The sequence below is a fragment of the Microbacterium sp. Cr-K20 genome (assembly GCF_000708325.1).
Taxonomy (GTDB): domain Bacteria; phylum Actinomycetota; class Actinomycetes; order Actinomycetales; family Microbacteriaceae; genus Microbacterium.
Genome location: NZ_JARE01000006.1, coordinates 1 through 15305 on the forward strand (window position 1 = coordinate 1; position 15305 = coordinate 15305).

Below are 15305 nucleotides of genomic sequence, written 5' to 3' on the forward strand. Positions count from 1 at the left end.
CGGGTGCGCCCAAGCAGCGCTGGAACGCCTCCGAGCGTGCCGGCCGCGACGAGGCCCGGGGCATCCGCAACCGCGCCGAGTCCGGACGCCGCGAGGCACCGCACCACCGCAACGACGAGCGCTCCGAGCGTCCTCGCTACAACGACCGGCCCAGCGCCGGCGGCCGTTTCGACGACCGTCCGCGTCGGGATGACCGTGGCGGACAGCGTCCGACCGGTCAGCGCCCGACCGGTCCCGGAACCTATCGCGACGAGCGCGGCGGCGACCGCCCCCGCTTCGACCGCGACGACCGCTCGCGTCGTGACGACCGTGGTGCCGGCACCCAGCGTCAGGGCTTCCGTGACAACGACCACCGCGATGGCGGGCGTCCGGTTCGCGACGACCGCCGTGGTGGCGAGCGTCCCCGGTTCAACAGCGACCGTGGCGCCGAGCGTCCCCGGTTCAACAACGACCGTGGCGCCGAGCGCCCCCGGTTCGACCGTGACGAGCGTCCGCGCCGTGACGACCGCGGCGGCGACCGTGCCCGCAGCAACGACCGTGGCGCCGACCGCGGCGGCGAGCGTTCGTACGACGCCGACCGCGCCCGTCGGGCCTTCGACCGCGACCGCACGCAGCGCTCGTACGAGGGCGGCCGTGACGAGCGTTCGCGTCCGTCGACCGGTGGCGCGTACCGCACCGAGCGTCCGCGCCCGCTGACCTCCGACACCCGTGGGCGTCCGGCGCGCAACGAGCGCCCGAGCCGTAACGACTGGAACGCCACCAGCCGGCCCGAGTCGACCGGAGCGAAGTTCACCCCGGGCGACGACGTCGTGCACGAGCGCCTCGAGGCGAAGTCCGTCGCAGCCGTCGAGGTCGACGGTGTGACCTTCGGTGACCTCGGTCTCGGCTCGAACATCGTCGACACCCTCGTCGGCATGGGCGCGGCGACGCCGTTCCCGATCCAGGCCGCCAGCATCCCGGCCGTCCTCGCCGGGCGCGACGTGCTCGCCCGCGGTCGCACCGGCTCCGGCAAGACCATCGCTTTCGGCGCCCCGCTCGTCGAGCGCGTGCTGCAGTCGCAGGCCGGCAAGCGCCGTGAGTTCGGACGGTCGCCGCGCGCGATCATCCTCGCTCCGACGCGCGAGCTCGCGCTGCAGATCGACCGCACGATCCAGCCGATCGCCCGCAGCGTCGGCCTCTTCACCACGCAGATCTACGGTGGTGTCCCGCAGGGTCGCCAGGTCGGTGCGCTGAAGAAGGGCGTCGACATCGTGATCGGCACCCCCGGTCGCGTCGAGGACCTCATCAACCAGGGCAAGCTCGACCTCTCGGACTGCCGCATCGCGGTGCTGGACGAGGCCGACCACATGTGCGAGCTCGGATTCGTCGAGCCCGTGCAGCGCATCCTGCGTCACACCGCAGACGGCAGCCAGAAGCTGCTGTTCTCGGCCACGCTCGACCGCGAGGTCGCGGCTCTCGTCGACGAGTTCCTCGTCGACCCGGCTGTGTACGAGGTCGCCGGTGAAGACCAGGACTCCAGCACGATCGAGCACCGCGTGCTCGTGATCGAGCACCGTGACAAGGCCGACATCCTCACGTCGCTCGTCGACCGTGCCGGCAAGACGCTGGTCTTCGCCCGCACGCGTGCCTACGCCGACATGCTCGCCGAGCAGTTCGACGATGCCGGCATCCCGGCCGTCTCGCTGCACGGCGACCTGAACCAGGCCAAGCGCACGCGCAACCTCGAGCGTCTGACCTCGGGCCGCGTGAACGTGCTCGTCGCCACGGATGTCGCCGCCCGCGGCATCCACGTCGACGACATCGACCTGGTCGTCCAGGCCGACGCTCCCGACGAGTACAAGACGTACCTGCACCGCTCGGGTCGTACCGGCCGCGCCGGTCGTTCGGGTCGTGTCGTCACGCTGATCACGCGTCAGCGTCAGCGCCGCATGACCGAGCTGCTCGACCGGGCCGAGATCGACGCGCCGTTCGAGAACGCGCGCCTCGACGACGACGTGATCGAGGAGATCGCCGGTCGCGTGCCGACGGCGGCCGACCTCACCGCCTGAGTCTCGCTCACCAGAGGCCCCGTCCCGCTTCCGCGGTCCGGGGCCTCTGTCGTGTCCGCACCGCCTCGCCCCTGCCTGCCCCCTGCTGCCGAGTGCACGGGATGCTGCCGAGTGCACGGCGTACCTGCGTGAAGACGCCGTGCGTTCGACGCGAAGCCGTGCGCTCGGCGGTAGGGGGAGCGGGCTGAGTCGCGCCGATCAGGCCAGCTCGTGCACGTGCACGGTCGCGGTCAGGCTCGTGCCGTTGAGGTCGAGGTAGATCACTCCCTCGGCCCGCGTGAGGGTCATCGTGTTGCGGCGTTCGATCAGAGCCGCGGCCGACTCGATGAATCCGGAATCGAAGCTGTACACGCGGATGTCCTCGCGGCGGTGGATGCGCTTGTCCGCCCACTGCGCCATGACCTTCGCGGGGTCGCGGTGCGTGTAGACCACCGTGCGTTCGGCCAGTCGGCTGCCGTGGTGCAGTCGCTCGGCATCGGGCGCCCCGATCTCGACCCAGACGGTGATGAGCCCGGTCATGTCGCGCACGAGCACGGCCGGTTCCTCGGTCGAGGAGATGCTGCCGCCGAACGTGATGCCCTCGGCGAACTCGAGTCCGTAGGCGAGCACGCGGGTGAGCATGTACGCGTCGGTCTCGGACGGATGCCGCGCCACGCGCAGCGAGTAGTCCTCGTAGATTCCGCGGTCGGTGTCAGCGAGCTGCACCTCGAATGTGTGGACTGTCGAACCGATCGCCATGATCCCCGAGCCTACGCGGCCACGGGTGGGGCGACCGACCGGGTGAGAGGGGCGATCCGGCTCAGAACAGCATCGGCTGCGCAGCCGCGGCCTGAGCAGTGGGCGTGAAGCGCACCGCTGCCGCGGTCGCCGCTCCCGACTGTACGTGTCCCTGCCCTGGTCGGAACCCGCGGCGGGAGTAGTCGTCTTCATGGCGGCCGTCGAGTCCGTGCATCCGGATGAGGGGGCGAGCGCGTTTCGCGAGCCACTGCCGGTAGCCCTTCGGGGCCTCGGCCGAGGCGCCGGGATAGAGCCCGCGATACGACGACACCAGGTCGGGCCGGTTGGCGCCGAGCCACTCGAAGAACCACGGCTTGACGCCCGGTCGCAGATGGAGTGCTCCGTAGATGACGGTGCGCGCTCCCGCCTCTTTGATGCGCACGAGGGCACTGTCGATCGCCTCGAGAGAGTCGGTCATGTGCGGCATGATCGGCATCAGGAACACGGTCACGGGAAACCCGGCGTCGGCCAGGGCGCGCACGGTGTCGAGGCGGGCCTGGGTGGTCGGGGCTCCCGGTTCGATGGCCTTCTGCAGCTCGTCGTCGTACATGGCGATCGACATCTGCACGTCGACGGGCACGCGCTGCGCGGCCTTCACGAGCAGGGGGATGTCGCGGCGGATCAGCGTGCCCTTGGTGAGGATCGACATCGGTGTGCCGGATGCGGCGAGCGTCTCGATGATGCCGGGCATGAGCTTATAGCGCCCCTCGGCCCGCTGATACGGGTCGGTGTTGGTGCCGAGGGCCACCGTCTCGTGCTGCCAGCTGCCGCGCCGCAGCTCCTTCTCGAGCACCTCGACCACGTTCACCTTGACCACGATCTGCGAATCGAAGTCCGATCCGCCGTCGAGGTCGAGGTACTCGTGCGTGCCGCGGGCGAAACAGTAAACGCAGGCATGACTGCATCCACGGTAGGGGTTGATGGTCCAGGCGAACGGCATGCGCGAAGCGCCGGGCACATGGTTCAGAGCCGACTTCGACAGCACCTCGTGGAACGTCATCCCGGCGAACTCAGGGGTGGTCACCGACCGCAGCACGCTCGACCGATCTTCGAGCCCGGGCAGCGCCGCTGCATCCGTCTCGCCGAGCTTCTGTCCCTGCCACCGCATTTGAACATTCGAACAGAAGGACGATCTTAACGCAAGTCATAATGCGAGATATCTTCGAATGAGAAGATGGACCAATGCCCTTCTCGCCGCACGCTCAGCATGCGGCTCCGCGGTCCCCGATCCGCGGACCCGCACTGCCGATCGGCGTCGCCGTGACCGCGCTCGGGATGCTGCTCTCGATCGCCTCCGTTCCTGCGACGTCGCCGGATGCTGCCGCGATGCCGGAACCGGTCGCCGTGATGCAGGTGCCGACCGTGCAGGTGGGGGCGACGACTGCAGCCGACCCGTGCTCGGACCCCGCTGTGCAGCAGGCCGTCCAGGCCGGTGACGACGCGGCTGCAGTGGCCGGTTTCGGTGGTGGAGCGGCCTTCCGCGAGGCCGTGGTGGCCGGCAACGCCCCCTGCATCTCGCTCCGCGATCCGGCGCGGGTCTGGGTCGTGGTGAACAAGAGCCTTCCGCTGAAGCCCGCGGACTACGAGCCCGGGGCGCTCGACTCCGTGCCGCTGCAGATGACGACGCCATCGGGCCGGGTGCGGACCGATGTCGCGGCCGCCGTCAGGCAGATGGCCGACGCGGCGGATGCTGCCGGTGTGGGGCGCATCGGTGCCAACAACGGCTACCGGTCGTACGGGCTGCAGGTCACGACCTACGACTCCCACGTGCAGTCGCAGGGTCAGGGGCAGGCGGATGCCGGGTCGGCGCGCCCCGGCCACAGCGAGCACCAGACCGGACTGGCCCTCGACGTCGTCGCGTGCGGCAGCGGTTGCGGCGGACTCGACGGCTTCGGCGGCACCGCGCAGAGCGACTGGGTCGCGGCCCACGCGTGGGAGTACGGGTTCATCGTGCGGTACGAGCAGGTGGGTACGCCGGTCACCGGCTACGCGCCCGAGCCGTGGCATCTCCGCTACGTCGGGGTCGACCTCGCCGCGGCCTATCACGACGGCGGATTCCACACGCTGGAGGAGTTCTTCGGGCTCCCGGCGGCGCCCGACTACGCGCACTGAGACATCGGGGAAGGCCCCGGTTGCGGCATCCGACAACCGCGGTACCCAGTGTCACGATGTTTGGGATGCATTCTCACAACGTCCTGTCCGAGGCGATGTCCGACACGTAGAATCGCCGGAGCAACGATGCACGATACGTTCAGGAGGACGGCATGGAACGCGACATCTACGACGAGGATCACGAGGCATTCCGGGACCTGGTCAAGGACTTCGTCAAGCGCCACGTGACAGGTGAGGCGATCGAGAAGTGGGACGCCGCGGGTGAGATCGACCGGGCGACCATGCTGGCTGCCGGCGAGGCAGGACTGATCGGACTGTCGGTCCCCGAGGAGTTCGGCGGCGCCGGGATGCTGCAGGATTACCGCTTCCGCACGGTCGTCATGGAGGAGGTCATCGCCGCGGGCGCCGGCTCGCTCGCAGGCGCCTTCGGCATCCAGGACGACCTGGCCGTGCCGTACCTCGTGCACATGGGAACGCAGGAGCAGAAGGAGAAGTGGCTGCCCCGGATGGCCACGGGTGAAGTGCTCGGCGCACTCGCCATGACCGACCCGGGGGCGGGTTCGGACCTCCGCGGCATCAAGACCAACGCCAAGAAGGTCGACGGCGGTTACATCCTCAACGGCGCGAAGACGTTCATCTCCTCGGGCACGACAGCCGACGTCGTCGTGACCTTCGTCAAGACCGGTGAGGGCAACCGTCCTGACGCGTTCAGCCTGCTGCTCGTCGAGAAGGGCATGGAGGGCTTCGACCAGGGCAAGAAGCTCAGCAAGATGGGCTTCCATGGCTGGGACACGGCCGAGCTGAGCTTCACTGACGTGTTCGTCCCCGACGAGAACCTCATCAGCGGCAAGGAGGGTCAGGGCTTCATCCAGCTGATGCTGAACCTGCCGCTCGAGCGTCTCTCGATCGGCGTTGCCGCGGCCGCAGCCGCGCAGGCCGCTTTCGACTGGACCGTCGCCTACACGAAGGACCGGGAGGCGTTCGGCGAGCGCATCGCCGACTTCCAGAACACCCGCTTCCGGCTCGCCGACATGGCGGCGACCACCGATGCGATGTGGGCGTACATCGACCGCGCGCTGCTCGCCTACAAGAACAGCACGCTCACCGCCGAGGACGCGGCGAAGGTCAAGTTCTGGGCTACCGAGCGCGAGTGGGAGGTGCTCGACACGGGCGTGCAGCTGCACGGTGGCTACGGCTACATCATGGAGTACCCGATCGCCCGCGCCTTCACAGATGCTCGGGTGCACCGCATCTACGGCGGCACGAACGAGATCATGCGCGATCTCGTCGGCCGTCAGATCGCCGGCAAGCGCTGACGCACGGCTCTGGAGAGGCCCCGGATGCTCTGGCATCCGGGGCCTCTTCGCGTGCAGCCGAGGACGCTGCGGTGCTCGGATGCTCGAAGGAAGCGGGTGGTACCGTCGGTACTACCGAAGTAGTATTACTGCATGTCCACCGCAAAAGTCAGCCTCAGTCTGAGTGAGAGCGATCTGGCGTTCCTCGACACCCAGACCCTCGAAGGCGGGTACCCCTCGCGCTCGGCCGTCGTGCACGCGGCGGTTCGCCTTCTTCGTGAGAGCCGTCTCGCCGACGCGTACGCCGAGGCCTACGCCGAGGGATACGACGACGAGTGGGATTCCGCGGCCGACGATGGCCTGGCCACCGCGTGAGCGACAGCGCGGTCTCCCTGCTTCGTCGTGGTCAGATCATCCTCGTCTCGTTCGACCCCACGGTCGGGTCCGAGGCGCGGAAGACGCGACCGGCCGTGCTCGTGAGCAACAACACGGCGAACGCGGTCGCTGCGCGACGCCCGCAGGCCACGGTCACCGTCGTGCCGGTGACGTCGAACGTCACGCGGGTGCTGCCGTTCCAGGTGCTGCTTCCCGCCGCTGCCACCGGGCTGGATCGTGATTCGAAGGCGCACGCGGAGCAGGTGCGGACCATCTCGACCGCGCGCATCGTCCGTCCGCTCGGCTGGGTGCCGGCCGAGTTGATGGGGGAGATCGACGAGGCGCTGCGCGTGCATCTGTCGCTCTGAAGCCCCGCGGGGGTTCCACTTGTACCGGCCGCCGCGGCGCTCCCCGCGTTGCTCCGGGGTCGGATCGACCTCCGGGGGCACTTGCTGTTCCGGGAAATACCTGACCAGCTGAGATAAATCCGAGTTGAGAGCAGGCGTCGGAGAATTTCCTGACTTGTCTCTTCAGGGGATACAAGTATCGGTCCATGATCGATACATGTCCGGACAGGAGAGTCCGGCTCGGGAACGCAGATGTTCCCGCACCCGCTCACCGAAGAGGCCGGAATGTCCACTCTCAGCCTGCCGCTGCTCGACCGCACGTCGACGGCTCCGATCTGGTTCCAGATCATGCGCGCCATCGAAGCCGAGATCGCCCAGGGCACCTGGGGACCGGGTGATCGCCTGCCCAGCGAGAACGAGCTGCGGGAGCACTTCTCGGCCTCGCGCACCTCGATCCGCGACGCGCTGTCCCGGCTGGAGAGCGCCGGCATCATCTCCCGACAGCAGGGCAAGGGCGCCTTCGTGGAACGAGCCCAGGGTCCGTCGGCCTGGACGCTCCCCTCGGCCCCGAGCCTTCTCGGCGAGTACAGCGAGGACGGCCGCAGCGCCCTGAGCTCGGAGATCCTCCGTGCCGGCATCGAGCCGCTTCCCTCGTGGGCCGCAGCGGTCGTCGGACGCGACTCTCCCGACGGCACGGGCTTCGTGCTGGAGCGCGTGCGCGCCGTGGGCTCGCGCACCGCCGTGCACGTGATCAACTATCTGCCGTCGCGCTTCGCCGGGGTGTTGCCCGACCTCCGCGACCCCCGCGCGAGTCTCTACGCCGCGATCAGGAACGTCGCCGGCGTCCGCATCGCCCGCATGCACAGGACGATCGAGGCCGTCGCCGCCGATCGGGCGCTCGCGGGCCTGCTCGAGGTCGAGCCGGGGCATCCGATCGTCGTCGTCGAGGCCGTCGCCTATGACCAGAGCGGCCAGCCCATCGACTTCTCCCGCGCCTCCGTGCGCACCGATCGCCTCCGCGTCAGCGTCGACACCGGTTTCGATGCGGGAGGCATCTCGACCGAGACCGCCTCCGGTCGTTACCCCGCCGCTCTGCGCTGACCCACCCACTCACGAACCCCGGGAGCCCTGCACATGACCGACCACCGCATCCTCGTCATCGGCGACAGCTACATGACCGCCGAGATCTTCACCCGCGCCTTCGCGCAGCGGGGTCTCGCCGTCGACGCGACGACGATGACGATCACGACGCCGACGTGGGACACCTCCTCCATCCGGGAGTACGAGGGGGACCCGGCGGAGGTCGCGAGCCTCGGCCGCGGCTACGACGTCATCGCCTTCCACGCGGCGCCTGTGACCGCCGACGTCCTGGCCGCGCTCCCCGACCTGCGCCTCGTCGGATGCGCACGCGGCGGCCCCGTCAACGTCGATCTCGATGCGGCGCGCGAGCGCGGGGTGCGCGTGACCACGACCCCGGGGAAGAACGCGGATGCCGTCGCCGACCTCACGATCGGGTTCCTGATCTCCCTCGTGCGCAACGTGCCGGCGTCGCTGCGCGACGTGGACGAGCGGGTCGCCGACGGCCGTCCGCTCGCCGAATCGACTTTCGAGGGTGCCCGCTGGTTCGGCCGCGAGGTGAAGGGACTGCGACTCGGTCTCATCGGCTACGGCAACGTCGCCCGCCTGGTCGCGGCTCGGGCGCGGGCGCTCGGCGCGACCATCACCGCGTACGACCCCTTCGTCGATCCGACCTCGGTGGCGGATGCCACGATCGTCTCCGACCTCGACGCGCTGCTCTCCGCGAGCGACGTCGTCAGCGTGCATGCGCGAGCCACCGACGAGAACCGCCACATGATCGGCGCCGCGCAGATCGCCCGCATGTCGGAGGGGTCGTTCCTCATCAACACCGCCCGGGAATCGCTCGTCGACGAGCACGCGCTCCTCGAGGCGCTGCGCAGCGGCCACCTCGCCGGCGTCGCCCTCGACGTGAACGAACCCGATGGACCGTGGCGGGAGCTCGTCGCGGAACCGAACCTCATCCTCACGCCCCATCTGGCCGGCGCGACGAACGAGACGCTCGTCCGCGGTGCGGACATGCTCGCCGCCGAGGTCGAGAGCTTTCTCACGGATGGGAGCCTGCGATGGGAACGATGACGGACGTCTTCCTCGCCATCGATGCCGGTACCGGATCGGCGCGAGCGCTCGCCTTCGACATCGAGGGCCGACTGGTCACCCGAGCAGCGCGCGAGTGGACGCACACCGCCGTACCGGGGCACCCCGGCGGCACGGTCTTCGACACCGAGAGCGGATGGAGGGCCATCGCCGCCGCCGTCTCGGAGGTCGTGGCGCACCTCGGCGGGCGGCGCGTCGCGGCCGTGGCAGCGTCGAGCATGCGGGAGGGATTCGTCCTGTACGACGCCGCGGGCCGCGAGCTCTGGGCCTGCCCGAACACCGACGGTCGGGCACGCGCGGAGGCCGACGAACTGGTCGCCGAAGGTGTGGCCGACGAGGTGTACCGCACGGCGGGGGACTGGGTGTCGATCACGGCCCCGGCCCGCCTGCGGTGGATCGCCCGCCACGAGCCCGACCTCTTCGCGCAGGCGCGCCACTTCGGGATGTTGAGCGACTGGGTCACGACGCGCCTGACGGGCGAGTTCGTCACCGAGCCGACCAGCGGCTCGAGTTCGGCGCTGTTCGACCTGCGGTCGAGGAACTGGTCGGACGAGCTCGCGCGACTCGTGGGCGTGGACCGCAGCATCCTCCCTCCCGTGGTCGAATGCGGTGAGGTCGTCGGAATCGTCACACCCGCCGCGGCAGCCGCCACGGGACTCCCGGTGGGCACGCCCGTCGTGACCGGTGGCGCCGATACCCAGCTCGCGCTCCACGGCATCGCGGCCCGCGAAGGGGTGCCGACGATCGTCGCCGGCACGTTCTGGCAGACCACGGCCGTCACATCGGAACCGCTGATCGACCCGGAGCGGCGACTGCGCACGCTCTGCCACGTCGATCCGGGAACCTGGATGGTCGAGGGGATCGGCTTCCTCTCGGGACTCGCGATGCGCTGGTTCCGCGATGCGATGTGCCCGGATGCCGCCGAGCTCGGACGCGCAGCCGGAACGTCCGCGTTCACCGTCATGGAGGAATGGGCCGCGGCGGTTCCGGCAGGCGCCAACGGTGTCGTCGCGACCATGGCGAATGTGATGCAGGCGGACGCCTGGCATCACGCGGCCCCCGCGTTCGTGGGCTTCGACATCAACGACGCGGCCCGCTCGTCACGGGGAGCATTCGTCCGCGCGATCGAGGAATCAGCCGCGATCGTGGCCGGCGCGCACCTCGACATCCTCGCTTCCCTCACCGGCGGCCGAGCGGTCGCCGAAGGATCGGTCACCTTCACCGGCGGCTCGAGTGCGGGCGCTCTCTGGCCGCGGGTGATCGCCGGGGTGACCGGACTCGACACCCGCGTGACCCCTGCGCCGGAAGCCACCTCGTACGGCGCCGCCCGCCTGGCCGCGCGCGGTGTGGGCGCCGCCCTGCCGCCGATGGGCGATCCCGACCGCATCGAGCGTGTCGACCCCGGCGAGCACGAGCAGTACCGCGCGGTGACCGAGCGCTGGCACCGCGTGTACCGCGACATGCTCTCGATCTCAGGCCCCGACCTGCTCCCGCTCTTCACCCCACCGGGTGCCGCCCGCGGCCCCCACGACCTTTCCCCCACCCGACTCTCGCCCGTCGGCCACGCCGGCTGACGACCACCAGAAGGAGACACCATGGCAGACCTCGAAGGCAACGCCGCAGCGAAGAAGTTCCACTCCGAGACACCGGCCGTGCGCTTCTCGCAGAACATCCGCGGGGCCGCGAACCTCGACTGGGGCATCCAGAACCGCCTCTCCCGCATCCTCGACCCCGACACCGGCCGCACGGTCATGCTGGCGTTCGACCACGGATACTTCCAGGGACCGACGTCCGGCCTCGAGCGCATCGACCTGAACATCGCCCCGCTCGCCGAGTACGCGGACGCCGTGATGTGCACCCGCGGTGCGCTGCGCACCTCCGTTCCGCCGGCCACGCGCGCCGGTCTCGTGCTCCGCGCCTCGGGCGGGCCGTCGATCCTCAAGGACCTCTCCGACGAATACACCGCGATGGCGATGGCGGATGCCGTGCGCATCAACGCCGACGCCGTGGCCGTGCAGGTCTTCGTCGGCGGTGAGCACGAGAGCCGCAGCATCCGCAACCTCACGACGCTCGTCGACGAGGGCTACGCCGCCGGGATCCCGGTGCTCGGGGTGACGGCGGTCGGCAAGGAGCTCGTCCGTGATGCCCGCTACCTGGGCCTCGCCACCCGCATCATCGCCGAGCTCGGCGCCCAGCTCGTCAAGACCTACTACTGCGACGAGGGCTTCGAAGACGTGGTGGCGGGCTGCCCGGTGCCGGTGATCATGGCCGGGGGGAAGAAGCTCCCCGAGCTGGAAGCCCTCACGATGGCGTCGAACGCGGTCCGCGCGGGCGCTGCCGGCGTCGACATGGGGCGCAACATCTTCCAGAGCGCGGATCCTGCGGCGATGATGCGCGCAGTCCGCGCGGTCGTCCACGACGACGCCGCTCCCGCCGACGCGTACGAGCTGTTCCGCGAGGCGACCGAGACGCGGGTGCTCGCATGAGCGCCGACGTGCTCCGTGCCGCCGATGCCGCGCTCCGGTTCGGCGACTGGGGGCCGGGTTACCTCGCCCAGAGCGACGACGCCGCGTTCGGCGTGGTCGTGCTGCGGCCGGGCGACGAGTTCGGCAATCACCTGCACGAGCACCACACGGAGTCCTTCGTGGTGCTGGAAGGGCGCGCCGAGATCTGGCTCGATCGCGACACCCGCAGGGTCGTCTCGGTCGGTGATGTGCTCCGCGCCGAACCGCACGAGGAGCATTTCGTACGCAACCCGTTCGACGAGACATTCCGAGCCGTCTTCGTGAAGACCCCCTGGGTCGATGGCGACAAGGTCGATCGCCCTTGGACGCCGGACCCCGAATCCGCATCCTGACCGCTTCACCCCCTCACCCGAAGAAGAACATCGAAAGGACAGCACCATGAGTGTGCAACGACGCTCCTCATCCCTCGCGCGCTACGCGCGTCGCTCCCTGCCCGTCATCGCCCTGGCTTCCGTCGCGGGCCTCGTGCTCGCGGGCTGCTCCGGCGACGCCGGCGGATCCTCCGGCGACGGTGGTGACAAGACCCTCAAGGTCCTGATCGCTGCTCCGCAGGAGGGGGCCGGCAAGATCCTCGAGGCCGATTTCGAAGCCGAGACCGGTGTCGAGGTCGAAGTCGAGGTCGTGCCCTACGACCAGATCCAGACCAAGGCGGTCCTCGACGCACAGTCCGGAACCAACAACTACGACGTCATCCAGTACTGGTACACGTCGGTCGGCGCGCTCGCCGACGCCGGTGCGCTCGCCGACATCACCGACTGGGTCGAATCCGACGAAGACATCGACTCGTCCGACTTCATCGAGGCGATCTTCGGCCCGTACTCGCAGTACGAGGGAGGCACCTACGGCCTGCCGATCGACGGCGACACGCACGTGCTCTTCTACAACAAGGCGATCTTCGAGCGGAACGGCGTCGAGGTGCCGACCACGTGGGACGAGTACATCGAGGTCTCGAAGAAGATCACCGATGCCGAGAAGGCGGACGGCGTGTACGGCAACGCCCTGCTCGGCTCGAAGAGCGCGTTCAACATCGGCTCGACCTTCTTCAACCGTCTCGCCACGATGTCGCCCGATCCGATAGACCCGCAGATGCCCCAGCTCGACACCGAGTACGCGGTCGCGGCCGCGCAGTCGATGCTCGACGCCGCCCCCTCGGCCCTGCCCAGCCCGCTGGAGATCGGGTTCGAGCAGGCGCTGCCGCAGTTCCTCTCGGGGTCCGTCGGCATGATCGAGTTCTGGACCGACCTCGGTGTCTTCGCGCAAGATCCCGAGCAGTCGAAGATCGTCGACGGCTGGGGTGTGGCACCGCTGCCCATCGGGCCGGAGGGCAAGATCTCCGGAGCGCTGAACGCCGGATGGGCGATGGGAATCAGCCCCAACGCGAGCGATGAGGAGCTCGCCAAGGACTTCGTGGCCTTCGCCTCCTCGAAGGAGACCAACGAGAAGCTGATCACGACGACCGGCTCCGGAGTGGATCCCACCCGGACCTCGACGCTGGAGAGCCCGGAATACGTCGAGTTCGCCCCCGAGGTGTCGGCGGTCGCCGCGCAGGTCCTGCCGAACGCGCAGTCGTGGCCCACGTCGCCGCAGGCACCGGAGATGATCCAGTCGCTGAGCGACAACCTCGCGCTCATGCTCCAGGGGAGCCTGACCGCCGAACAGGCGATGCAGCAGACCTGGGACTCCTGGCAGTCCCTGGCCGGCTGATCCGCTCGTCGAACCCGAAAGGACCGCTCATGTCGCAGCCCGTCACCCACCGACGCGTCTCCCGACGTGCGTCGTGGACGGGGCGCGCCCTGCTCGCCCCCGCCGTCATCGCGATCGTCATCATCGCGATCTACCCGCTCGGCTACATCGTCGCCGCCTCCTTCTCGGAGTCGTCGCTGGGACGTCCGTTCTCGGAATGGGTCGGGTTCGACAACTTCGCGGCGCTGCTGGGGGACGGGATCACCCTCCCGTCCCTCGGCAGGTCGCTCCTCTTCGCCATCCCGTCGGCGCTCATCGCGCTGATCGCAGGGTTGGCGGTCGCGCTCTCGCTCGATGCGGCCGTCAAGGGCGGGCGCATCATCCGGGTGCTGCTCCTGCTCCCGCTGATGACACCGCCGGTCATGGCCGGAGTCATCTGGAAGCTCATGCTGGCCCCCACGGGCGGGCTGCTCAACAACATCGGGCAATCGCTCGATCCGGGCTCCGAGCCGTTCCTGTTCCTCGGGTCGAGCCCCGCCGCGATGATCTCGGTGATCACGGTCGACGCCTGGCAGTGGACGCCGTTCTGCGTCCTGCTGGTGTTCGCCGCGCTGCAGACATTGCCCACCGAGGTGTACGAGGCCTCGCAGGTCGACGGCGCCGGAGTGTGGCAGACCTTCTGGCGCATCACCCTCCCGCTGGTGCTGCCGAGCCTGATCACGGTCCTCCTGCTGAAGCTCGTCGTCTCGTTCAAGGTCTTCGACCTCGTGTTCATCATGACCAGCGGCGGGCCGGGCTTCGACACCACCGTCAGCAGCTACGAGATCTATCGCACCGGTCTGCAGACCTTCGATGTGGGGGCGGCGGCCGCGCAGACCATCGCCTTCCTCGTCCTGGTCACCATCGTCATCCTGCCGCTCAACGCCGTGCGGCAGCGCCTGCACAAGGAGAGTTGACCATGTCGCTCATGCTCCGCGCATCCGATCGCCTCGAGGAGAGCGCGACCGAGACGCTCATCGTCCCCTCCGCCCGTCGCCGAGGGCGCTCCAAGGTGCGCACGTCGAGCACGTCGCGCCCCGGGCGTCCGTCCGCACTGGTCACGGCGGTGAAGTGGGCCGTGATCGTCGTCGCGATCACGCTCGCGCTCCTGCCCGTGCTGTACATGGTCGGCATGTCGTTCAAGAGTCCGGACGACATCCTGTCGACACGGATCCTCCCCTCGCGTCTCGCGTTCGAGAACTGGACCGCGGCCTTCGAGAACTGGCCGATCCTCACCTACCTGCGCAACTCGTTCGGCGCGGCGATCATCGCCGTGCTGGTGTCGCTCCTCGTGTCGATCCCCGCGAACTACGCGATGGCCCGGCTGCGCGCCGGCGGGAAGCAGACGCTCGGGCTGATCGTCTCGGCCTACGTCGCCCCGCCGGTCGTCGCGATCATCCCGCTCTTCGTGCTGGTGCGCTCGGCGGGGCTGATGGACTCGGTTCTCGGACTCGGGATCGTCGAGGGTCTGCTGCTCACGCCGGTCGCCGTCTGGCTGCTGGACGGCTTCTTCCGCGCGATCCCGTTCGAGATCGACGAGGCGGCGCAGATCGACGGATGCGGACCGCTCCGCACGCTGTGGGCGGTGATCCTGCCGCTCACCGCGCCGGGGATCGTCGCGGTCTCGATCATCGTGTTCATCCTCGCGTACAACGACTTCCTGATCCCGCTGCTGCTCACGCAGAGTGTGGACTCCCAGACGCTCCCGGTCGGCATCGCCCTGATGCAGGGCGGCCGCGAGGTGATGTTCGGGCAGATGGCGGCCGCGAGCCTGTCCGGGTTGATCCCCATCTATCTGCTGGCGCTCTTCCTGCAGAAGTGGCTCGTCGGTGGGTTGACGCAGGGGAGCGTGAAGTAGCGGGGTTGTCGGCGGTCTGTGATGACCTGTTGTGCCTGTTGTGGCGTACGTGGATAGCTTCGAAGCTGGCGAGT

15 protein-coding genes are annotated in these 15305 nt (G+C 69.2%); 13 read left to right on the forward strand and 2 right to left on the reverse strand.

The annotated features are described in order from the left end of the window. A partial coding sequence (locus GZ67_RS0101545) for a DEAD/DEAH box helicase (protein WP_036330027.1) occupies window positions 1-2048 on the forward strand: 2048 nt, incomplete at its 5' end. Window positions 2049-2246: 198 nt separating this feature from the next. Here the strand turns inward: GZ67_RS0101545 and GZ67_RS0101550 are convergent. Both GZ67_RS0101550 and GZ67_RS0101555 read right to left on the reverse strand, forming a co-directional pair. Further along, a complete protein-coding gene (locus GZ67_RS0101550) occupies window positions 2247-2786 on the reverse strand; it encodes a YaeQ family protein (RefSeq protein WP_029261275.1) in 540 nt (179 codons plus the stop codon). A 61-nt stretch (window positions 2787-2847) separates the two neighbouring features. Then, window positions 2848-3933: an Rv2578c family radical SAM protein gene (locus tag GZ67_RS0101555; RefSeq protein WP_029261276.1), complete on the reverse strand. Its 1086-nt coding sequence runs from the start codon at window positions 3931-3933 to the stop codon at window positions 2848-2850. A gap of 74 nt (window positions 3934-4007) precedes the next feature. Here GZ67_RS0101555 and GZ67_RS0101560 point away from each other — a divergent pair, with 74 nt between their 5' ends. The 12 genes from GZ67_RS0101560 (at window position 4008) to GZ67_RS0101615 (ending at window position 15231) form a co-directional block, all read left to right on the forward strand. Beyond that, window positions 4008-4937 (forward strand): M15 family metallopeptidase, encoded by a 930-nt coding sequence (locus GZ67_RS0101560; RefSeq protein ID WP_029261277.1) that lies wholly within the window; start codon window positions 4008-4010, stop codon window positions 4935-4937. A 152-nt stretch (window positions 4938-5089) separates the two neighbouring features. Continuing rightward, entirely contained in the window at window positions 5090-6253 is a 1164-nt protein-coding gene (locus GZ67_RS0101565) for an acyl-CoA dehydrogenase family protein (protein WP_029261278.1), read from the forward strand. 132 nt (window positions 6254-6385) lie between these two features. Continuing rightward, complete coding sequence (locus tag GZ67_RS0101570) at window positions 6386-6607, forward strand: ribbon-helix-helix domain-containing protein (RefSeq protein ID WP_029261279.1); 222 nt, start codon at window positions 6386-6388, stop codon at window positions 6605-6607. Beyond that, window positions 6604-6975, forward strand: coding sequence for a type II toxin-antitoxin system PemK/MazF family toxin (locus GZ67_RS0101575; RefSeq protein ID WP_136025826.1), 372 nt, complete (start codon window positions 6604-6606; stop codon window positions 6973-6975). The genes GZ67_RS0101570 and GZ67_RS0101575 overlap by 4 nt, the downstream gene beginning before the upstream one ends. A 264-nt stretch (window positions 6976-7239) precedes the next feature. Further along, window positions 7240-8055, forward strand: a complete 816-nt coding sequence (locus GZ67_RS0101580; RefSeq protein ID WP_168380816.1) for a GntR family transcriptional regulator — start codon at window positions 7240-7242, stop codon at window positions 8053-8055. Between the two features lie 33 nt (window positions 8056-8088). Next, window positions 8089-9108, forward strand: coding sequence for an NAD(P)-dependent oxidoreductase (locus GZ67_RS0101585; RefSeq protein WP_036303095.1), 1020 nt, complete (start codon window positions 8089-8091; stop codon window positions 9106-9108). Beyond that, a complete protein-coding gene (locus GZ67_RS0101590; RefSeq protein WP_051662267.1) occupies window positions 9096-10700 on the forward strand; it encodes an FGGY family carbohydrate kinase in 1605 nt (534 codons plus the stop codon). Before GZ67_RS0101585 ends, GZ67_RS0101590 begins: the two co-directional genes overlap by 13 nt. A 21-nt stretch (window positions 10701-10721) precedes the next feature. Then, entirely contained in the window at window positions 10722-11612 is an 891-nt protein-coding gene (gene lsrF, locus GZ67_RS0101595; RefSeq protein WP_029261284.1) for a 3-hydroxy-5-phosphonooxypentane-2,4-dione thiolase, read from the forward strand. After that, window positions 11609-11983: a cupin domain-containing protein gene (locus tag GZ67_RS0101600; RefSeq protein ID WP_029261285.1), complete on the forward strand. Its 375-nt coding sequence runs from the start codon at window positions 11609-11611 to the stop codon at window positions 11981-11983. Before lsrF ends, GZ67_RS0101600 begins: the two co-directional genes overlap by 4 nt. Before the next feature lie 46 nt (window positions 11984-12029). Beyond that, entirely contained in the window at window positions 12030-13355 is a 1326-nt protein-coding gene (locus GZ67_RS0101605) for an extracellular solute-binding protein (RefSeq protein ID WP_029261286.1), read from the forward strand. A 29-nt stretch (window positions 13356-13384) separates the two neighbouring features. After that, window positions 13385-14290 (forward strand): carbohydrate ABC transporter permease, encoded by a 906-nt coding sequence (locus GZ67_RS0101610; RefSeq protein WP_029261287.1) that lies wholly within the window; start codon window positions 13385-13387, stop codon window positions 14288-14290. 2 nt (window positions 14291-14292) lie between these two features. After that, the gene (locus tag GZ67_RS0101615) at window positions 14293-15231 is read left to right on the forward strand and encodes a carbohydrate ABC transporter permease (RefSeq protein ID WP_051662268.1); all 939 of its coding nucleotides are present in this window, start codon (window positions 14293-14295) and stop codon (window positions 15229-15231) included. Window positions 15232-15305 lie beyond the last annotated feature (74 nt).